Origin of the sequence: Marinobacter sp. (assembly GCF_040882185.1) — a bacterium.
In the GTDB taxonomy this organism is placed as follows: Bacteria; Pseudomonadota; Gammaproteobacteria; order Pseudomonadales; family Oleiphilaceae; genus Marinobacter.
Window position 1 is genome coordinate 88634 of the sequence record NZ_JBBEBW010000017.1, and the last position, 20411, is coordinate 109044.

Sequence of the window (20411 nt, forward strand, 5' to 3'; positions counted from 1 at the left end):
CGGACCTCAGCCACAAAAAAACCGGCCAGTGAACATTGGCCGGTTTTTTATTGCCTGTGTTTTCAGAACGCTGGCCTGCCTGTTCAGAACGCCGGTACAACGGCGCCTTTGTAATTTTCCTCAATATAGCCCTTAACCGCGTCAGAGGTCAGGGCTTCAGCCAGCTTTTGCATCGCCTCCGAATCCTTGTTGTCTTCCCGGGAAACCAGAATGTTCACATACGGTGAATCCGAGCCTTCAATAATCAGGGCGTCTTCGTTCGGGTTCAGGCCCGCTTCCAGCGCGTAGTTGGTATTGATCATAGCCAGCTCGACCTGATCGAGGATTCGCGGCAGGGTAGCGGCCTCGAGTTCGTAGAAATCCAGATTCTTCGGGTTTTCAGCGATGTCCCGCGGAGTCGCGGTGATCTTGCTGCTGTCCTTCAGCTTGATAAGCCCGGCTTTTTGCAGCAACAACAAAGCACGACCGCCATTGGTCGGATCATTGGGAATTGCGACCGTGTCACCGTCTTTCAGATCATCCAGCGATTTGATCTTGCTGGAGTAGGCACCGAAGGGCTCAACATGCACACCCACCACACTGACCAGGCTGGTACCGCGACCGTCATTAAATTCCGTCAGGTACGGCTGGTGCTGGAAGAAGTTGGCATCCATACCGGACTGGCTGACCTGAACGTTTGGCTGAACATAATCGGTAAATACCTTGATCTCCAGGTCTACGCCCTGTTTTTTGAGGTCAGGCTTGATGAATTCCAGTATCTCAGCGTGGGGCACCGCGGTCGCGGCGATACTGAGTTTCTCGGCGGCCTGAACAGAAAACACCGCAAACAGCGCCACCGCAGCCAGAAATCTTGTCGCTTTCATAAAAATCCTCATTTTTAGTTCGAAATGTGCCGGTCAGCGCCGGCTGAAATAAAGCACCAGGCGGTCACCCGCCATCTGCAGTAACTGAACAAAAATCACCAGAAGCGCTACTGTAATCACCATCACGTCCGTCTGGAATCGTTGATAACCGAAGCGTATAGCCAGATCCCCCAGACCACCCCCGCCAACAACCCCTGACATGGCCGCGTAAGAGACCAGCGTGATCGCCGTTACGGTAATGCCCGCAATGATGCCCGGCAGCGCCTCTGGCAGGAGGGCGCCGGTGATGACCTGGCGAACTGTCGCGCCCATAGCCTGGGTCGCTTCGATGATGCCCCGGTCTACCTCACGTAAGGAAGTCTCTACCAGTCGGGCAAAAAACGGCGCGCCGCCTGCCACCAGGGGTGGTATCGCCCCGGCAACCCCCAAGGAGGTGCCGATAATCATCACCGTGACCGGAATCATCACAATCAACAGGATGATAAAAGGTACCGACCGCAGGATATTCACCACAAACGACAGCACCGCATAAGCCACGGGTTGTTCCAGCAGTTGACGCTTGCCGGTCAGGAACAGCAGCACACCCACCGGTAATCCGATTAGCACGCTGAACAATAACGAAAGCCCCACCATGATGAGGGTGTCCCAGCTTGCCCAGCCAATTTCTGTCCAGTCCACGTTAGTCAGTAACTGTTCCATCAGCGCACCACCTCCACGTGAACATCGGCGGCCTTCAGGGTTTGCATGGCGAGCTCCAGGTCTCCCCCGACCAATGAAAGTGTAAGCTGGCCGTAGGGCGTCTCTTTAATGTGGTCAATGCGCCCGGACAAAATGCTGAAATCGACGCCAGAATCCCGGGCGACCTGGCCAAGCAGCGGCTTATAGGTCGCATCGCCCCGAAAAGTCAGCCGCAGAATCCGTCCCTGGGCGCGGCCCAGGTCCTGCTGCGCCTCCTTCTGGTCAATGTGCTCACTCTCCATGACAAATTCACGAGTGGTGTGATGTTGCGGATGCAGGAAAACGTCCGTTACGCGGCCCATTTCCACTACCTGGCCCGCATCCATTACCGCTACCCGATCACAGACCCGGCGCACCACGTCCATCTCATGGGTAATCAGTACAATGGTCAGGCCCAGCTCGCGGTTAATGTCGCCCAGCAGACGCAAGACAGATTGGGTAGTTTGGGGGTCAAGCGCACTGGTGGCTTCGTCGCAAAGCAGAATCGTCGGGCGGCAAGCCAGAGCGCGGGCGATGCCAACCCGCTGCTTCTGACCCCCGGATAATTGCGAAGGGTACTTGCTGGCCTGATCTGACAGACCGACCCGCACCAACAGCTCTTCCACCCGCGTGTTGATGTCGCTACGCGAGTAAATACCCGCCAGCCGCATGGGGAACGCAATATTGTCCGCCACTGTTTTCGAGGACAGCAGGTTGAAATGCTGGAAGATCATTCCGACCTTGCGACGGAACGCCCGAAGCTCGCTGGCGTCATAGCCGGTCACGTCCTCGCTATCAATCAGGACTCGCCCACCGGTGGGCCGTTCCAACAGATTGATCAGACGGACCAGCGTCGACTTGCCCGCGCCGGAATGACCGACAATACCGAACACTTCACCGGTCTCGATGGTTATGCTGGTCGGGTGTAATGCGGGGATCGCCCGGCCGCCGACCTGAAAGGATTTCTGAACCTGATCAAATTCAATCACGAAGTAACCTTGCAACCTTGTGAGTGCAGCTAATAAGAACGCGCCAGTATAGCTTAATCGGTGGGTGAACCCGAGTGTGCGGTTTTGTAACCACTTACCGGAACTGCTAACGGTGGATTAGCAGATGCGCTAGGATTATTACAGTCAGGTAATTTTAACAATAAGAGGCTCAGAAATTCATTGGTCACGACCACAACAACACAGCCCCCACGAATGAACTCAACACAGGCCTGGGTCAATTATCTCAGCAAGGTCGAATTGCCAGTGCTGGCAAACACACTTCGCCGCATCAATGAATTGGCTGACAGCACCAGCAGTACTGTTCATCAATTGGCAGACGTTATTCTCAATGATGCTCAGCTCACCTCCCAGGTTCTGCGGCTTTCCAATACGGTGTTCTATAACCAGACTCGCACCCAGGTCGGCACTGTGAGCCGTGCCATCACGCTGATCGGTTTTGACGCCGTCAAATCCATGGCCATCTCGTCATTGATTGTGGATACCTTGCTTGCCCGCAGCGACCGCTCCCATTTGCTGCAATGTCTTGCCCGGGCACTTCATGCGGCCGTGCAGGCCCGGTGCCTTTTGCCGAAAAGGAATGAGCAGGCGTTGGAGGAAGTGTTTATCGGCGCGCTGTTAATGAACATCGGTGAGTTGGCCTTCTGGTCCTGCGATACCGAGCAGGCTGATGAGCTGGAACTCCTCCTCCAGGGCGGGGAGCCTGCCGTCGCGGCGCAGAAAAAAGTTCTGAAGACCACCTTTGTCGAGATTACCCGGGGGCTGGTGGACGCCTGGTCCCTTGGACCGTTCATCAAAGATGTGGTGTCTGCGGGCCAGCCCAATTCAAAAGCCTCCAGCCTGGTGCGGCACAGCGTCGAGATGGCCCGACTGTCAGAGAAAGGCTGGCGTGGCGCGGAAATGGACCGGGTCTTGGACGCTCTGGCCGGAGAAGTCGGTGAATCCACCGCCACGGTGCGGGACCAGGTTCGGATCAACGCAGGAGAAGCCTCCAAGATTGCCAACTCCCTTGGTATACCCCAGGTTGCTGCGCTGCTACCCGACGGCCGTGAAGCAACCAAACCGCAAACATCAGCGGCCCCACCCACCGATCCAGCCCTGGAACTTCAGATATTGCGGGAACTCAGCCACAGCCTGACCAACAAACCCGACATTAACGAGGTCTGCCAGCTTGTTATTAACGGTATTCAAAAAGCCGTCGGCATGAGGCGGGTCGCGTTGTTGATGGCAGACCGCAGCGGCAACAAACTGATCCCCCGCAAGGTAGCAGGCCCCGGCACCGATTCCTGGCGTGAAGCCTTCGTGGTGGCACGGGACGGCACCGGCGAACTGGGCGTTCTGCTACCGCAAAAAGTGTGCGGTATCTATCAGCCAGCCCGACAGGCCGGGACCCCGGGGTCCGATCCCTGGCTCTGCCAGGTGCCCGCGCTGACGGGCCCGCTACTGGCGAATGGACGACTGGTCGGCATGTTCTATGCGGACAACGCCGACATTAACGCAGTACCCGATGCCACTCAACTCATCTCCTTTAGTCACTTTGTTCAGCACGCACAATTGTGCATTACACTGCTATCCAGCCACTAAAAGCTTTCGGGCGCTAACGCCCGGGATTTCCCGGGCTTGCTCAGGCCAATTCACTGGGCTCAAGAAGCACCTGATTACAGGTCGTACAGCTTGGTTACGTGCAGGATAGGCCCTGTGGGCGCACCTGTAGTGGAGCCACCTTTTGGTTCCAGGCTGATTGCCAGAGTACGGCTCTTTTCCAGGGCGGCGCGAACGGAATCATTGAGCTCTATCTGCAGCACATCGTCCCCGACCGGAATCACCCCCAGGGACAGCGGCTGGCCTTCCTCGGGTACCACCCACAGCTCATAATCCCGGTCTGGTTGAGCAGCCTCGGCGGCGACCGGTCTGAGGCGCAAGCGATTGTCATCGCCTGCTTCACTCACCAGCCAAAGCGGATCTTTGACATCTTCCTGGACGATAGCACCCGACAGTAAAGGAAAGCGCTCAGGCTCCGGTTGCTGCACCAGCAATACCGCCATCAAGACCGCAGCGGCCGTCGCCAGCAAGCCCCAGCTCGGCCATAGCCAGCTGAACCCGGAGGATGGTCTTGAAGGTGCCTGTTCAGGCCATAAACGTCGCTCTATAGCCGTCCAAACACGTTCGGGGGGCGCTTCTGCCGGCACTACCTGGCCCAGCCCACTCAGTGTCTCCTCCCAGGACCAGACCTCCTGGCGTACCCGGTATGATTCCATCATCCAGCGTTCAAAACGCTTGCGCGCCGGGCCTGTCAATGAGCCTAGCACGTATTCCGCGGCCAGACTCTCAATGCGTTCTGGTGTTTTTTTCATTGTTCAAGGCACCTCTTCAAAGCTTGTAACCCGCGCCGGATCCAGCTTTTTACTGTGCCCACCGGCGTACTCATAGCAGTCGATAGCTCGTCATGGGTAAACCCGCGATAATAAGACAGCAAAATACTGTCCCGCTGTGACGGACTCAATTCATCCAGACACCCGGTCAGCGCCGCCGAACCGTCCATCTGCAGCGTCGCCTCTAACGGCCCCGCTCGCTCATCTTCAGCACTATTCAATGCGTCATCGCCGGCGGTCCGGCGTACCTTGCGAGCACGAATCAGATCCAGAGTCCGGTAGCGGGCAATAGTCATCATCCAGCTCATGGGAGAACCCCGATCACTGTGGTATTCGCTGGCGTGGTGCCAGATACGGATAAAGGCGTCCTGTAACGCTTCTTCTGCCAGTTCCTGTTGGCCAGCCAGGCGCTGGCAAAGGCCAAACATTCGGCCTGAAACCTGCTCGTATAGCCGCTGGAACGCCCGTCTGTCGTGACGCGCTACGGCACCCAGCAGAGTCATCAGTTCATCCTGTGTTGAGTCCTCAAGCATGAAGCAATCCTCGCTCGTTCTCGTTATTGGTATCTACTCGGTCATTGGGACATGCCATGAGTACGCCCGGCTCGACCCGAAAGATGCGCTGATCGTTTATTTCACGATTTTTTTGCTATCTGGTGCATCTTTTGCGATCTCGCAACCGCTCATTGATTGGGAGAACCCTTAATTCTCCCGGACCACCCTAACAATAGATGAGGAATACGGAATGAACACACTCGTAAAACGCTCCGGCCTCGCGATCGCGATTGCCGGAATTTGCCTTTCTGCCGGTGTCAGCCAGGCTTCCAGCCATCGGGAAGCGCCGTTTATCACAGAAGTTCCCAAAGTGGACGGCACCGATTTCTACATGTTTCGCAGCTATGAAGCGGGCCGCGAAGACTTCGTCACCCTGATCGCCAATTACCTGCCCCTGCAGGATGCCTACGGCGGACCCAACTATTTTGATCTGGATGAGGATGCCATTTACGAGATTCACATCGACAACAATGGCGATGCCACTGAAGACCTGACCTTCCAGTTCAAATTCAGCGACATGCTCAATGACATTCAGTTGGCTGTCGGCCCGGACGGAAATCAGAAAATGGTTTCGGTTCCGCTCAAGAACATTGGCGATGCTTCTGATCCGGCCAATGTCCAGTTCAGCCAAGATTACACCGTAACAGTGATCAATGGCGATCGTCGGTCCGGCACCCGGCAGGTAGCCACCAACGTGACTAACGGTACCGAGACGTTCAGCAAGCCTCTGGACAACATCGGCGGCAAATCCTTCGGCGACTACGCTGCTTACGCCGATGGGTTCGTCAACGAAATTGCCATTCCGGGATGCAGTGCCAACGGCCGAGTCTTTGTGGGCCAGCGCAAAGAAGCCTTTGCCGTAAACCTCGGTGAAATCTTCGATCTGGTCAATACCAACCCCTTGGGCGCCCGTGATGCGGAAGGCCCTGGCGATCTGGCTGACAAGAACGTCACATCATTTGCTCTCGAAGTTCCGACCGCCTGCCTGACCGGCTCAGCCAATACCGCGATGGATGGCACCGGCAGTCCGGTCATAGGCGCCTGGACCACCGCCAGTGTCCGCCAGGCACGGGTGATCAACCCGGCGCCAATGGCCAATGACAAGGGTGCAACCGTCGAAGGCGGTGCTTATGCGCAGGTTTCCCGTCTCGGCATGCCGCTGGTTAACGAAGTGGTTATTGGCCTGAAGGACAAAGATGCCTTCAACGCCAGTGAGCCTTCCGGTGATGGTCAGTTTATCGACTATGTCACCCATCCGACGCTGCCAGAGTTGCTGGAAATCCTGTTCGGTGGTGCCGGTGCCGTAGCACCTGACAACTTCCCGCGTAACGATCTTGTCACCGCCTTCCTGACCGGCGTGCCGGACGTCAACATGCCTGCCGGTGTGACTGCCTCGGAAATGCTACGTCTTAATCCCGCGATTCCGGCAACCGCCGCCGCAAGCCAGAACGATCTGGGTGTGCTGGGTGGCGACAATGCCGGTTTCCCGAATGGCCGTCGTCCGGTCGATGACGTGGTGGATTCTGCCCTGCGGGTTGTCATGGGTGCTCTGACCACTGACGCACCGAACAAAGACGCTCCGTTTACCGACGGCGTTCAACTTGATCCCGCCGAGTTGCAAACCGTGTTCCCGTACCTGGCAACACCCATTGCCGGCTCACCCAACTCGTAAGGAGTGACTGATGAAACTCACTATGAAGTTATTCGGGGTGGCCCTGCTCGGGCTGTCTCTGGCCGGGTGTTTCAACGGTAACGGCAGTAGCCGGAACGACGGGCCCGATGTGGCCCAGAGTCAGGACTTCACGCAGTTTGTGAAGGACGAGATCAACAATACCAACGATACCCGCGAAGCGGTCAATATCAATGATCTGGAGTTCAGCTTCAATGATCAGACTAATGAACAGGCCTTTGACGAGCTGTTCTGATGCGCGTGAGTGTGCCCGTCAGTTTTCAACCGGTCTCCGGCTGACGGTTATTTTCCCTGCCCTTCGGGGCGGGGTTTTTTCGGGGCTACTGGCATTGACCTGGTCGGCCCCGGCACTCAGCGCACCAGCTCCTATAGTCGATGATTTCTCCGATGATCAGGTTCTGCTTACCTTGCCGAACCTGTCAGTCACTCAACCCACCGACATTCGCAGCGCTGAAGAGCTTGCGGATAAGGTTAAGACACATCTACAGCAGGCCCGAAGCGAAGGCGATCCCCGTTTTCTGGGTTACGCCCAACGCCTGCTGCAAGACTGGCCAGCGGGCCGTATGACGGACCGGCTACTCGTGCTCAGGGCGACCCTGTGGCAAAGCCTGCACCGATTTGCCGATGCCCGTGCCGATCTGGATCAAGTACTGACCGGGGATGCCGGTGACCAGAATCGTGTTCAGGCGTTGCTGACCCTGGCCAACCTGGAGATTGTCCAGGGCCGGTACGCCGAAGCTGCGACAGCCTGCACACAACTGGAAAAGCGCTATCCCGGCCTTATTGCCGCCAGTTGCAAGGCTCAGGTGTCGGCCCGCACCGGGCAGGCAGAGGCCGCCTATGCCGACCTGAACGCACTGACGCAACAAGCCCAACGTCAGGGCGATACCACCGCGCTTATCTGGGCCGAAGGCACTCTGGCTGATATTGCTGCTCAGCTCGGCCAAGCCGAAGCGGAACAGCACTGGCGTAATGTACTGGCCTTGGCCCCGGATGATCTATACAGCCGCACGCAACTGGCAGACTGGCTGATTCAGGCCGAACGCTATGAGCAGGTGGTCGAGCTGACAGACGGCTATAACGACGTCGACTCACTCGCCGTGCTCAGAGCCATTGCGCTGCAAGCGACCGGATCGGGGCAGGCAAAAAGCCTGATAGCGACGCTGGACGAGCGCTTCACTGAAGCCCGCTGGCGCGGCAACCTACTGCATCAGCGCGACTACGCCCGCTTTCTGCTTGATATTCAGCAGCAACCGGATGAGGCCCTGAGCTACGCCCTGGACAACTGGCAAGACCAGCGCGAGCCGATGGATACAAGGCTGCTATTGCGGGCCGCCAGCGCCACGGGCGACTCGGCTGCTACAGACACCACCAGCGAATGGCTGGCCGCGATGAATCAGCACGATGCACGTTATCCTGAGGTACAGCCATGAAATATTCCATGCAATGGTGCCTGCTACTGACCATGGCTTTGGGCAGTGCCACCGTGGCCGCCCACAAGGCCAGCGACAGTTTTCTCTACCTGGACCAGAGTAACCCCGACACCACCACTCTGCGTGTCGATCTGGCGCTGCGAGACCTGGCATTGGTGTTACCTCTGGATGCCAATAACGACCAACAAATCACCGGTGCTGAAGTCCGGGCCGCCCGATCTGATATTACCGGCCTCGTGGCCGAGGGTGTCACCGTCCTCAGCAATCAGGGCCACTGTGCGCTCGCGGGTCAGCAATGGGGGCTTTCACGTCACAGTGATGGCGCCTATGCTGCCGCCAGTTACAACGTTCAGTGCCCAAACGGTGCCAGCCCGACCGGCATCAATTATGAGCTTTTGTTCGAGGTTGACCCATTGCACCGGGGGCTGGTCCAGTGGACAACTGCCGAGGGCGAATCACTCGCCGTACTCGGGCCGGACAGTAATCGCCTTGATCTGAACGCCGGTCAGCCGTCCGTGTTAAGCACCTTCGCTACCTTCCTCTACGAAGGCGTGATTCATTTGCTGATCGGGCTTGATCACATTCTGTTCTTGTTGGTGCTGATATTACCTGCGACCTATGTTCGCCAGAAACAGCGGAGTCAACCCGCCTCTGGCCGTGCTGCGGTGTCGTTTTCAACCCGGTTACTGGAACTGGCAGGCATTGTAACGGCGTTTACGGTGGCACACTCGATCACCCTCGCACTGGCCGCACTGGATGTTGTCACATTGCCGATTGCGTGGGTTGAGATGGTAATTGCACTGTCTATCGTCGTGGCGGCACTGAATGTGTTCTGGCCGATACTGGGTAATAAGACCTGGAAGCTGGCTTTCGGATTCGGACTAATCCATGGGTTTGGTTTTGCCAGCGTGCTGGGAGATCTGACCAGCGGTGTATCACAAACCGTCACCGCCCTGGCAGGATTCAACATTGGTGTGGAACTGGGGCAGCTTGGGCTACTGGTGATCTTCTTCCCGCTGCTGTTCTGGCTTGGCCGCCACCGGCTATACGCCCGCGCAGCCGTGCCCGCGATGATTGTAGCGGTCTCCTGCATCAGTCTTTTCTGGGTAGTCGAACGCGCCGGGGCGATGTAAATGACTTGGTAGGAGGGATTTTAACCGCGAACACGGCGGAGGCCGAGGTATTTTCGCGACTGAAGTCGCTCTTTCATCGCTACTACATTGCTCCTGCATAGTTGGTTCGGGGGTGAGAGGTCACCCCCATCCCGTTTTCAGTGCAGTGCTCGCAGTTGTCTTGGGTAGAGCGCCGCGCTTACTTCGGGCTCTTCCAGCATATCCGCCAACTCGCGGTCTATTTCGGTTTCCTGGCCTTCGTTGGGCAGCGGGTCGAACAGGGTGTTCAGCCAGGCGGCTATTGAAGGGGTTTCCTCCCGGTTATAGTCCGTTGACAACGCGCGTATCCGCTTGAAGCCGATAATACGCTGGTGCCGCGGGTCCCGGATTTGCTCAAAGCCACGCCAGTAAATGCGATCACGGGTGTGGAGTTGGACAAACAAGGTGTCTATGGGATCAGAAGGTTTTTCCGAAGTACCGTCCTCCTTTTTTTCCCGGACCGTGGTCCAGGCGGGGTAAAGTACCGCAACGGCGTCCGCTTCCACATGCTCACGGGCAGCACGCAGAATCAACGCCCAACGGGCCTTGTCAGCATCGGTTTCCAGAGAGTTGATGGGTAGGTCGTAGCTTTGATCATTGGAGAGAACGATTGCCATCATCGGGGCATCAAGCTCACCCATGGCCTCAGCCTGTGCTACAGAGATCAATTCGTCGATTGCCATCGGTTGGTTCATAATTCAAACGCCTCCTCGATGCCACATCATGGACGGTCAGAAAGTGATGACCACTTCCTACAGTAACAGCATAGCCTGTTCTCGCTGTAAAGATAAACGTGCAGTTTGTGTCATCGGATCACAAACCGTATCCGTAGTGCCGTTCGGTTCGCTCGTAGTGGGCGAACCAGGGGTTGGCTTCCTCCAGTTGCGCTGCCAGCTGCAGCAGCGTGGCCTCATCCCCATGGGGGGCGCCAAACTGCACACCCACCGGAAGACCTTCGCCGGTCCAGTACAGAGGCACTGACATGGCGGGCGTACCCGTCAGGTTAGCCAACTGGGTAAACGGCGTGCGCGCCAGGTTTTCCATCGCCAGTTCATCCACTTGCCCGCTTTTATGTACCAGACGCCCCGCCTTGAGCAACAGCATCAATCTGGAAGCCAGACGCAAGTGTGCAGGGGTTTCCAGTTCACCGATTCGTGCTGGCATCCGACCTGTGGTGGGGCAAAGGTACAGGTCATAGGACTCGAAAAAAAGGCCCAGGGCCCGGCTGAACTCGTTCCAGCGCTGAGTCAGTCGCACATACTCCGGCAGCGGTAGCGTTTTGCCCAGCATGCCAAGCAAGCGAGTCTCAAGCTCAAAATCGGCGTCCCTGGCCCCGAAGTCAGTACGGGCCTTTGCCATCAACGCAGACACTTCGCCGAAATAGAGCCCCAGGTAACATTTTGCCAGCGCCCTACCGTCAAACTCCGGTTTGGCGATTTCGACCTGGTGGCCCAGGCTTTCCAGTAAGTGAGCTGTCGACTCAACCCCTTCGATACACGCCTGGTCAACCTCGGTGTCATAGGGTGAGGCCGTGAACAGGCCTACCTTTAGTGGCCGGGGCATTTCCTGCATCAGGTCGGTATAACGTCCGACGGGGGGCGGGATACTGAACGGATCACCCGAAGCCGGGCCCGCCAGCACGTCGAGCATAGCGGCGCTGTCGCGAACTGTCCGGGTCACAACATGATCTGATGAGGCCCCCAGCCAGTGCTCGCTCTCATGGGGCCCGGCCGAAATCCGGCCCCGAGATGGCTTCAGACCGAACAGGCCGCAGTAGGCTGCCGGGATGCGAATCGAGCCACCGCCATCATTTGCCCCCGCCATCGGCACAATGCCCGCAGCCACAGCCGCTCCGGAACCGCCACTGGACCCGCCTGGCGTGAGATCGGTATTCCAGGGGTTCCGGGTTGGCCCCCAAAGGGCCGATTCAGTAACCGCCTTCAGGCCGAATTCTGGTGTAGCGGTGCGGCCGAGAAACACCAGGCCGCCTTTTCTGCTGCGCCGGACATATTCGGAATCCTGGCCCGGCACGTTGTCACGTAGCGCGCGACTGCCAGAAGTGCAGGCAAAGCCGGCCTGTTCCTGGCACAGGTCTTTCAATAGAAAAGGCACGCCGCCGAGAGGAGCGTCCGCCGGGACTGACTGTTTGAATGCTTCGGAGAACTGAGGCTGACAAATCGTATTCAAACCGGGATTAGCAACCGCGGCACGCTCAATGGCGGCTTCACAAACCTCTTGCGCGGTGACTTCCTTACGACGGATCAGATCGGCCAGGGCTACGGCATCAAAGCGCAGGTATTCCGATTCCTTCATGATGGTTTCCAGCTTCAAAGGAGACTGTCAGCATACCGTAACTCATCGACGGGTGAACCTCTGAGCAAAGATCACACGACGACTACAATAACGCTTCAATCTGCTCCGTCATCTTGGCATCACCGGGTCTGACATGGCTGGGGAAATACCAAACCTGGCCACTGGTCGGATCGATCAGGTATTTGTTGAAGTTCCATTGGGGCTCGCTACCACTGAGTTCTGCAAGCTTGCGAAATAAGGGGTGGGCAGACTCTCCGCGCACGCTCTGTGGCGAGGTCATTTTGAAGGTGACGCCGTAATCAACGAAACACACTTCGGCGGTTTTTTCCTCGGTGCGGGCTTCCTGGCGAAAATCGTTAGAGGGTACGCCGACCACCGCCAGACCTTGCCCGGAATAGGTCTTGTGGAGCGACTCCAGCCCCCGGAACTGGCCTGAAAAACCGCAAAAGCTGGCGGTATTGACCACCAGTATCGGCGTATCACCGTAGGCTTCACAGATATTGAAGGTAGTGCTCGACCGCAGCTCATGGAAGTCATGGTCGAGCCAGTCAGGGCAGGCCGCTTGCGCGATACCTGAGGTAGCCAAACTAAATAGCGCCAGCAAGCCACCGAGAAAAAGCCGATTAGCACTCATAGACGTCTCTCCTGCTAACCTATACGCTTTCCAGATTAGACTGGATTTACCCTCAGGAACAGCCCTATATGAAGACACTGGTCATTGCAGGCCTGATAGCTCTGCTCATGAGTACTGCGGCGCCGGGCTACGCAGTAGAGGCTGGCCGCGAAGACTGGAAATCCATCGTCCGGGATTCACCTTACTGGGTCAGTCAGGGTGTCTACGACAACATTACGACCATCCGGCGCTGGGTGCTGACGGAGTCCGGCTATTGCTCGGACCAGGACCGCCATATCTTTTATGACATTCGTGGCCGTTTTATCAGTTACCTGGATGATGGAGACACCCGTGAAGCCACCCAGGCAGGGTTGAACCGAACCCGTCAGTCGCTGGCGAAACGGGGGCAGGTAGACGTCTGGGCAAAAGGTGAGCAAGGCCAGACCGGCTATCCGTTTGCGCTCGCCTGCCGACAGCCTCACGTTGATCTGAACAACGCGGTTGCGCGCTATCTGGGCACCATTCCGTCGGCACTGATCTGGGGCACCTGGGATGATCTCGTGGTGGGCAATGCGGACGAACCGAAATCCCTCCATGACAGTTTTGCACAGGTCTATAACAAACGGCTGGAACAAGAGCGCCTTAACCTGCCCCCGGAGTTACACCGCTATCTCGCAGGCCAGTTATTGATTGAAAGCGGCGGACAGCAGCGTGCTCATTCGACGGCGGGCGCCAAAGGTATCCTGCAGCTGTCGCCCGCCGCTCTGAGCGATTGCGGCATCGCTCCCCGGTCTCACTGGCACCGCCTGGCCCAGATTGACTGCGCTCTGAAACTGATGAGCCAGAATGCCCGCAACCTCCGCCCGGCTTTTGAAGAACGTTTTGGCCATCTGCCGGAGAAGAAACGCGACCGGCTATTTACGCTATTGCTGATTCAGGCCTATCACGGCGGCGTTGGGCGGGTGAATACCTTGCTTACCGACGACGAGCTCGCACGGCCAGCAGAGTATTTTGCCGAGAATCAGGCCCGCTATACCTCGGGGGACATTGCCTTTGGCATGATTTTCCATAATCTTGGTCGCAACCGACTTGGCCTTGCATCGTTGTACTACGTGGCCGATGTCCAGCTTGCTACTGAGGCACTGTGCAATTCCTCACAGCTCCGTGCGTCCGATTTCTGCCAGTAGCACGCATGCCAGTGGTACTCATACCAGTAGTACTATTACCAGCAGTACTTTTAAAAGTACCCAACACCCTGTGAGGATGGAATCGTTGTGGAGCTTGCCATTCTATTGCCCGAAATGCTGCCAGCCAGTGTGGTGCTGTTCTTACTGGCCTGCTCCGTCCTTACCTCCATGATAACGGCAAGCCTCGGAGCCGGTGGCGGTCTGCTGCTGCTGGTGCTGATGGCGTTCTGGGTGCCGCCCGTTGCTGTCATCCCGGTGCATGGACTGATCCAGATGGGCTCCAACGGCGGTCGTGTAGCCATGACCTGGCGTCACATCAACTGGCGTGTGATCACCGCGTTTGCACCCGGTGTCCTGGTAGGCGCGGCGTTGGGGGCCTGGTTACTGGTTGATCTGCCTGCCTATCTCTGGCAACTGACGATCGGGGTATTTGTACTCTACCTTTGCTGGGGACCGGCCTTGCCCAAACGAGCCTTTGGCCGGGTCGGTATTTTCTGCGCCTCTGCCCTGACCAGTTTTGTCAGCCTGTTTGTGGGAGCAAGCGGGCCTCTGGTGGCCGCCTTTATCAAGCAGATTCATACCGACCGGCACGCCACAGTCGCTACGTTTGCCGCGGCAATGGCCCTCCAGCATGCGCCCAAAGCACTGATTTTCGGAGTCGCCGGTTTTGTCTTCAGGGAGTGGATCGGATTTGTTGCCGCCATGATCGCCTGTGGTTTCCTCGGCACCTGGGTGGGCCTGAGATTGCTGACAACGCTCAGCAACCGGCGTTTCCATCAGGTATTCAATGTGCTGCTGACCCTGCTCGCAGTGCGTTTGCTTTGGCAGGCCGCGTTGGCCTCAGGTTGGTGGCCTACCTGAACGGCCGTTGCGACGGCGCTGGCGAAAAGCTTCAAACGCGCCGTTCAGAGCCAGGGCCGCGAGAATAATACCCCCGCCTACGAAACTCAGCGGTGGCGGCACCTCCGCCAGAAACACCCAGACCAGAAACGTGCCGATGACCGTTTCCAGTAGCAGCAACAGGCTCACTTCGGCAGCGGGCAGGTAACGAGGCCCGGTCTGGATGAGAATGGTGGCGGAAGGCAAAAACCCCAGACACAATAGCGCGATAAAACCCATGTCCGGCCATCCCGGCCACTGCGCACCTCCCAATGCGGCTGCGACCACTGTCGTTAGCAAAGCCCCCAGTACCAGCATCACGCTCATATCCACGGTAGAGCGGGATCTGGCCACCGCCAGGTTAGAAGCCAGCCCAAAGGCCGCTAAACCGGCCATTATCAGGCCCAGAGGTTCGCCTTTGCCCATTTCTCCCAGCGCCATCAGGGTAGCGCCTCCCACACAAACACCAATCAACAGCCAGGTGCGAAGTGGCAAACGTTCCCGCCAGAAGGCCCATGCCAGCAATGCCGCAATCACGGGGGCGGTGTTAAGAATAACCAGCACGTTGCCCGCTGCGGTGTACTTGATACCGGTCACAAACCCAACGGTGCTGAGGAAGAACGCAAACGCACAATACAATCCGGCCCAGCCGCCTTTCACCATCGCCACTGGCAGTTTGCGGCCGTAACGCAGGGTGTTGATCACGGTGAAACCGAAAGCCAGAAAAAGGCCACGCCAGAACAGGAACACCAGCGGTGACACTTCAGTGATCTTGACCAGCAGCGAATCCGGAGACAGCAGCAAGACGCCCAGCCCTGCTATAAGAAAGCCCTTCAGGCGCAGCGAACGCCGACGGCTTTCGGCATCACCTGAAACCTTGTTCATGTTGGTCTACCCACACCGGAATCCCTGCTATCCTGAGCCTCTTTCATTCAATGTCCTTAATACTTTCGGGAGAACCTGCCTCATGGCCAGCGACAACTTGCACGCACCACGCGAACGACTGTCAAAAGAAACCCTGAACCTCCATCACTGTATCGTCTCCATCATGGAGGAGCTGGAAGCGGTGGACTGGTACCGTCAGCGTGCTGACGACTGCGATGATGAAGCGCTGAAGAAAATTCTGCTGCACAACATGCGTGAAGAAATGGAGCACGCGGCCATGTGCCTGGAGTGGATGCGCCGCAACAGTAAGGAATTCGACGGCCACTTGCGGGAGTTCCTGTTTACCGAAGATGAGATTGCCGATCACTAGCCGATCGCGAAACTACAGTGTGTCCACGAGTGGCGCTGGTACGGTAACCACCGCATTCCGGCCCCGGGCCTTGGCCGCATAACACCCCTCATCAGCCCGTGCTACCGTTTCGCGCGGGCCGGAGTCATCGGCTGATAACTCTGTCAAACCGATGCTTGCGGTGACGCCGTATGATACACCGTCTTTTTCGATCCGCAGGCTCTCCACTGATACCCTGATATGCTCAGCCAACTCTTCCGCCCGGGCGAGGCCGCAGGCTGGCAGAATAATCCCGAATTCGTCTCCCCCGAGCCGGGCCGCAAAATCCGATTGCCGGACGGCGTCGGTAAGGCAGCCCGCCAGCCGTCGCAAAAGCTCATCCCCAAGCAAATGGCCGCCCCGATCGTTCACCGGTTTGAAGTGGTCCAGGTCAATCAGCATCAGTACGCTCGGCCGCGCCAGGTTTTTTGCCTCCATTAGCCACTTGGTGAGGGTACCATTGAAACCACGACGGTTGAGCAGGCCCGTCAGAGTATCGTGAGTTGCTTCCCAGGACAGCTTCTCTTCGTGCCGTCGGCGCTCGCGGTCGTCCCGCAATACAAATACCAGACGCTCGTTGAGTGTGTCACGCCCCAATCGCAACATTGTCAGCTCTACATCCAACACCTGATTACGGGTATTGCGCATCACGGCATCAAGACTTTCGATTTCTTCTTTGGCCAAAAATTCATTGATAGTCCAACTCTTACCCTCGACTTCAACGCTGAACAAATCAAACAGGGATTGCCCGACGCAATCACCCACCACGCCGAGAAAGCTGCAGGCCGCCCAGTTGGCATAACGAATCTGACCCTGGTTATCCGTCAGCAGAACGCCCTCCTGTAAAACTCCGAGGATACCCTCGGCACGGCTCTGCTCCGTTTTAAGCTGCTCTTCGATTTCTCGCTCATGGGTTATGTCGTGGACAATCGAAATGGTGCCGAGAGCCTTATTCGCTGTCTGTATCGACGAAGTCATGGTATCCACCCAGATCAGCCGGCCGGATAGCTTATCTGAAATGCGGAACTGACCCCGATAGGTGCGCCCCTGATGGAGAGCCTCCCGCCAGGCCACTGTGACGCTGGTGCGGTCACCCTCATACACTCCCGTCATCAGGTGCTGGCGCTGCAATTGGGCCAGACACTGGCCGATAATAGCCTCAAAGGCCGGGTTAACAAACTCAATGCGACCAAGCACATCGGTCTGTACGATGCCCACCGGTGCGCTTTGGGAGAGTGACCGGAAAAAAGCTTCACGCTCGACCAAGGACGCCATCGCGTGTCCCCGCTCCTCCATGACCTGATTGAAGGTTTCCGCAACCTCGCGAATTTCCCGACCCCCGGTGACATCGACGGGCATGGTACGCAAACCCTGATGACGTTCGTTGATTTGTTTGTCCAGCTTCCCCAACGGCCCGAGCAGTTTGCGGAACCGCCACCACGCCAGCGGCGCCAACATAAGGATGGCCGCGAGGGAGACCCAGAGCAGGAGCCTGGTAAGTCGGTTAATTGAAGCAAGCGCTTCCTCCAGTGGCCACACCGCAATCACGAACCAGGGTGCCTGATTCATCTGCTGGACCGAGACCAGCGTCTCTCGCCCCAGGCTGTTTACCGTAAATCGCGTACCCTCATAGCCATTCACCGCCTCTTGCAGTGCTTCATTGGCTGGCGGCAGCGGCTGCATCACCTCATCAGCGCGGGGGTGAGCGAGAGTGATTCCAGAGCGCGTGGCAATACCGAGATAACCCGACTCCCCTAAACGATTAGTGAGCACCCGACCCAAAAAATTGTCACTCTCAAGAGCGATCGAGCCACCGATAATGCCGATAAACCGGCCTTTATGATCAAAAACCGGGGCTGTCATCATGACCGTAGGCTCAGCGTTGGGGAAGGAGATAAAAGGTTCCGATACCATCGGCGTCAACTGTAGGCTGGTTTGCCTGAAATAACTCCTTTGACCGGCGTCAAAGCCAATTTCCATCGCATCAAGGGGGTAATGGCTCAACACCACTCCCTGGTGGTCGAACAAATAGACGTCGTTAAACAGGTGATGCAGCGCAACCTGCCGCTCGACCAGCAACTGCGCGCGCAACTCGAAGGTAAGCTGCTCCATCGTTAGCGATTCAGCCACATTGGACAGGACTAAAAATCGATCCGCTAATTTCTGGTCAACATCAAGGGCGACCATACTCGCAACCGTCTTCACCTGCGCGCGCGCCTGAACTTCCAGTTCCTGTCTGCTGACCTGCACACTGACTATCGTCACGATAACGGCGGTCAGAACAGTCACGCCAACAACGAGCAGCACGGCCCTATTGACGAGACTGTCGAACCATTGTGTCAGGGTGTTTCGCAAAATGTCTCCGGATATTCGATGTCAAACCTGGCCACAGCACCCAAGGGGCGATTACGGCCGCAAGTGTACCAGAGAGTCCTCAAAATTCCGGTTACGGCTGGAAACCTTTAACGATAATCGTTATCATTTGTTTCGTTATTCAGTTTACGAGGCTCACACATGTCGGACTCTACTCTCACCGCAGCATCGGGCGCCGCACTGACACCCTTACAGCAATTGATCGAAATGGGTGGCCCAGTCATGTTGGTACTGATCGGGCTCGCCGTTACAGGCCTGGTTACCTTTTTTTATTTGATGGTATCCGGAGCCGTGTTCGCCCCCCGCATGACCCGTCGGCTACGCTCGGCGCTTGAGCAATGGCAGCAGCAACCGGCGCGGCAGACACCGGAGCAGATCGAAGCATCGTCGGGCTGGTTCGCCCGGGCAAACCCTCTCGCGCCTCTTATGGCCTATGCGATGAGCGCACGCCTGGACCGTCTTGACCCTGCAGCACTTCGCGAAGAGTTGGCTCGCCGGTCCCAGAAAGCGTTACAGCCTTTTGAGGCACCGCTGAAGATCATTGAAGTCATCGCCGCTCTGGCGCCACTACTGGGTCTGCTAGGCACTGTTATGGGCATGATGGCAGCCTTCAGCGCGATGGCAGCCTCAACCGGACAGGCAGGGGCCGCCGAGCTCAGCGGTGGTATTTATGAAGCCCTGACCACCACCGCTGCTGGCCTGGTGATCGCGATTCCGTTTGCCGCCCTGGCCGCCTGGATCGAGTTCCGACTGCGCCGACTGAATACCACTCTCAACGATATTCTGGTGCGCATAATCTCGACCCGTTTGCCTGCTCCCGAAGCCGCGGCACACCAGGTAGCCGCAACCTATCAGGCCAGCGAAGAACCCGCCGTCCATAAACACCGAGTAGCCCATGCAGCTGGTTAGTCCGCGACCCTCGCGGCCGATGCCTATTCGCATCACGCCGCTGATTGATGTGGTGTTTATCCTGCTGGTGTTTTTTATGCTGACGACCCGGCTGTTGCCCACCGAACACCTGGAACTTGAGAACAGCACCGCTTCCCGGGGGACGACCCAGGGTGAGCCACATCCACTGGTGATATTGGAAAGCTCCGGTGAACTGAGCTGGAACGATCAGCGCTGGCAGCTCCAGGAGCTGGTATCCGCCCTGCAGGCAGCCAGTATCCGAGAGCTGAATCTGAAAGCCGATGGCGATGCCTCCCTGGCCGGTTTTACCACCAGTCTCAGCGAGCTGAACGGAGCGGGCTTCAAAGTACGCTGGCAGCGAACTTCAGCGGAAACCGGAGGCGATTAAGCGATGGAGTTACTGGTACCGCCGCCACCGGGAAGCGGCAAGAGCCTGATGGAGCGGGTTGAAGACAGCCTGTTGCCCCTGATCAACCTCGTCTTCCTGCTATTGATGTTCTTTATGGTGGCCGGACAGATGGCGGCGACACCGTTACCGGAATTGCCCAACGTGTCCGAACCACGCAGTCCGCAGTCCCCGGAAGCAGATTTGCTGGTAAAAAGCGGCACCGACTGGTCCGTCGAAGGCCAGAGCGTAAATGCAGACACGTTACTAAGTACGCTGTCAGAGCCCGAGGCCAACCGGGAGCTGCGCATTGCCGCAGACCGGACGGTCACCATGAGTGACCTTGAACGACTGTTTCGTCTGCTGGAAGACGGCGGCTATGAGAACGTCATACTGTTGACGGAGCCCCGCCAGTGAGCACAGGCGCACGTATCAGTATTCTGTTGGTATCGTTATTGCTGACGGCACTTACTCTGCTGCTGGCCGCTCCCGCCACTCCCGAGCTCAATCAGCCGGAGGGTCAAAGCGCCGTCAATACGGCGCAATCCATTCGGATCTCACTGGCAGACAATCCGAAACCGGCCGCCCCCAAGCTCCAGCCGGTTGAAACACCCCCGAAACCGGAACAACCAAAACCAACACCCAAGCCAGAGCCAGAGCCAGAGCCAGAGCCAGAGCCAGAGCCAGAGCCA

General features: G+C 57.5%; 21 protein-coding genes and 1 pseudogene. 12 read left to right on the forward strand and 10 right to left on the reverse strand.

The window, feature by feature from the left end:
- Positions 1-83: 83 nt before the first annotated feature.
- From WEB64_RS09985 to WEB64_RS09995, 3 genes are read right to left on the reverse strand one after another with little or no spacing between them, the layout of a single operon-like run.
- Positions 84-863, reverse strand: a complete 780-nt coding sequence (locus WEB64_RS09985) for a MetQ/NlpA family ABC transporter substrate-binding protein (RefSeq protein WP_368058912.1) — start codon at positions 861-863, stop codon at positions 84-86.
- Between the two features lie 33 nt (positions 864-896).
- A complete protein-coding gene (locus tag WEB64_RS09990; protein ID WP_368058914.1) occupies positions 897-1562 on the reverse strand; it encodes a methionine ABC transporter permease in 666 nt (221 codons plus the stop codon).
- Positions 1562-2569, reverse strand: coding sequence for a methionine ABC transporter ATP-binding protein (locus tag WEB64_RS09995; RefSeq protein ID WP_368058916.1), 1008 nt, complete (start codon positions 2567-2569; stop codon positions 1562-1564). The genes WEB64_RS09990 and WEB64_RS09995 overlap by 1 nt, the downstream gene beginning before the upstream one ends.
- A gap of 213 nt (positions 2570-2782) precedes the next feature.
- On the opposite strand from WEB64_RS09995, the gene WEB64_RS10000 reads away from it, so the two are divergent.
- Positions 2783-4171, forward strand: a complete 1389-nt coding sequence (locus tag WEB64_RS10000) for an HDOD domain-containing protein (protein WP_368058918.1) — start codon at positions 2783-2785, stop codon at positions 4169-4171.
- A 74-nt stretch (positions 4172-4245) separates the two neighbouring features.
- Here the strand turns inward: WEB64_RS10000 and WEB64_RS10005 are convergent, their stop codons facing one another.
- Together WEB64_RS10005 and WEB64_RS10010 are read right to left on the reverse strand one after the other, a co-directional pair.
- Positions 4246-4941: an anti-sigma factor gene (locus WEB64_RS10005; RefSeq protein ID WP_368058920.1), complete on the reverse strand. Its 696-nt coding sequence runs from the start codon at positions 4939-4941 to the stop codon at positions 4246-4248.
- Positions 4938-5492, reverse strand: a complete 555-nt coding sequence (locus WEB64_RS10010; RefSeq protein ID WP_368058922.1) for a sigma-70 family RNA polymerase sigma factor — start codon at positions 5490-5492, stop codon at positions 4938-4940. Before WEB64_RS10010 ends, WEB64_RS10005 begins: the two co-directional genes overlap by 4 nt.
- Positions 5493-5703: 211 nt before the next feature.
- Between WEB64_RS10010 and WEB64_RS10015 the strand changes: the two genes are divergently transcribed.
- Genes WEB64_RS10015 through WEB64_RS10030 form a run of 4 tightly spaced genes read left to right on the forward strand, consistent with a single transcriptional unit; the run spans position 5704 to position 9769 of the window.
- Positions 5704-7185: a DUF4331 domain-containing protein gene (locus WEB64_RS10015; protein WP_368058924.1), complete on the forward strand. Its 1482-nt coding sequence runs from the start codon at positions 5704-5706 to the stop codon at positions 7183-7185.
- A gap of 10 nt (positions 7186-7195) precedes the next feature.
- Positions 7196-7438, forward strand: a complete 243-nt coding sequence (locus WEB64_RS10020; protein ID WP_368058926.1) for a hypothetical protein — start codon at positions 7196-7198, stop codon at positions 7436-7438.
- Positions 7398-8636 (forward strand): hypothetical protein, encoded by a 1239-nt coding sequence (locus WEB64_RS10025; protein ID WP_368058928.1) that lies wholly within the window; start codon positions 7398-7400, stop codon positions 8634-8636. The genes WEB64_RS10020 and WEB64_RS10025 overlap by 41 nt, the downstream gene beginning before the upstream one ends.
- Complete coding sequence (locus WEB64_RS10030; protein ID WP_368058930.1) at positions 8633-9769, forward strand: HupE/UreJ family protein; 1137 nt, start codon at positions 8633-8635, stop codon at positions 9767-9769. Before WEB64_RS10025 ends, WEB64_RS10030 begins: the two co-directional genes overlap by 4 nt.
- Before the next feature lie 137 nt (positions 9770-9906).
- Here WEB64_RS10030 and WEB64_RS10035 read toward each other — a convergent pair whose 3' ends face one another.
- From WEB64_RS10035 to WEB64_RS10045, 3 genes are all read right to left on the reverse strand, one after another.
- Positions 9907-10482, reverse strand: coding sequence for a hypothetical protein (locus tag WEB64_RS10035; RefSeq protein WP_368058932.1), 576 nt, complete (start codon positions 10480-10482; stop codon positions 9907-9909).
- Positions 10483-10600: 118 nt separating this feature from the next.
- Positions 10601-12100: an amidase gene (locus tag WEB64_RS10040; protein WP_368058934.1), complete on the reverse strand. Its 1500-nt coding sequence runs from the start codon at positions 12098-12100 to the stop codon at positions 10601-10603.
- An 82-nt stretch (positions 12101-12182) separates the two neighbouring features.
- A complete protein-coding gene (locus tag WEB64_RS10045) occupies positions 12183-12734 on the reverse strand; it encodes a glutathione peroxidase (protein WP_368058936.1) in 552 nt (183 codons plus the stop codon).
- A 68-nt stretch (positions 12735-12802) separates the two neighbouring features.
- On the opposite strand from WEB64_RS10045, the gene WEB64_RS10050 reads away from it, so the two are divergent.
- Together WEB64_RS10050 and WEB64_RS10055 are read left to right on the forward strand one after the other, a co-directional pair.
- Positions 12803-13900: a hypothetical protein gene (locus WEB64_RS10050; RefSeq protein ID WP_368058938.1), complete on the forward strand. Its 1098-nt coding sequence runs from the start codon at positions 12803-12805 to the stop codon at positions 13898-13900.
- A gap of 87 nt (positions 13901-13987) precedes the next feature.
- The gene (locus WEB64_RS10055; RefSeq protein ID WP_368058940.1) at positions 13988-14761 is read left to right on the forward strand and encodes a sulfite exporter TauE/SafE family protein; all 774 of its coding nucleotides are present in this window, start codon (positions 13988-13990) and stop codon (positions 14759-14761) included.
- Here the strand turns inward: WEB64_RS10055 and WEB64_RS10060 are convergent.
- A complete protein-coding gene (locus WEB64_RS10060; RefSeq protein WP_368058942.1) occupies positions 14741-15664 on the reverse strand; it encodes a DMT family transporter in 924 nt (307 codons plus the stop codon). The two genes, WEB64_RS10055 and WEB64_RS10060, sit on opposite strands and share 21 nt — an antisense overlap.
- An 82-nt stretch (positions 15665-15746) precedes the next feature.
- On the opposite strand from WEB64_RS10060, the gene WEB64_RS10065 reads away from it, so the two are divergent.
- Positions 15747-16034, forward strand: coding sequence for a ferritin (locus WEB64_RS10065; RefSeq protein WP_368058944.1), 288 nt, complete (start codon positions 15747-15749; stop codon positions 16032-16034).
- A gap of 12 nt (positions 16035-16046) precedes the next feature.
- Here the strand turns inward: WEB64_RS10065 and WEB64_RS10070 are convergent, their stop codons facing one another.
- Entirely contained in the window at positions 16047-18407 is a 2361-nt protein-coding gene (locus WEB64_RS10070; protein ID WP_368058946.1) for a diguanylate cyclase, read from the reverse strand.
- A gap of 159 nt (positions 18408-18566) precedes the next feature.
- On the opposite strand from WEB64_RS10070, the gene WEB64_RS10075 reads away from it, so the two are divergent.
- The 4 genes and pseudogenes from WEB64_RS10075 to WEB64_RS10090 all read left to right on the forward strand — a co-directional run.
- A complete protein-coding gene (locus tag WEB64_RS10075; protein WP_368058948.1) occupies positions 18567-19334 on the forward strand; it encodes a MotA/TolQ/ExbB proton channel family protein in 768 nt (255 codons plus the stop codon).
- Complete coding sequence (locus tag WEB64_RS10080) at positions 19321-19722, forward strand: ExbD/TolR family protein (RefSeq protein ID WP_368058950.1); 402 nt, start codon at positions 19321-19323, stop codon at positions 19720-19722. The genes WEB64_RS10075 and WEB64_RS10080 overlap by 14 nt, the downstream gene beginning before the upstream one ends.
- Before the next feature lie 3 nt (positions 19723-19725).
- Positions 19726-20136, forward strand: coding sequence for an ExbD/TolR family protein (locus WEB64_RS10085; protein ID WP_368058952.1), 411 nt, complete (start codon positions 19726-19728; stop codon positions 20134-20136).
- A pseudogene (locus tag WEB64_RS10090) lies at positions 20133-20411 on the forward strand (energy transducer TonB); the annotation flags it as partial. The gene WEB64_RS10085 and the pseudogene WEB64_RS10090, both read left to right, overlap by 4 nt.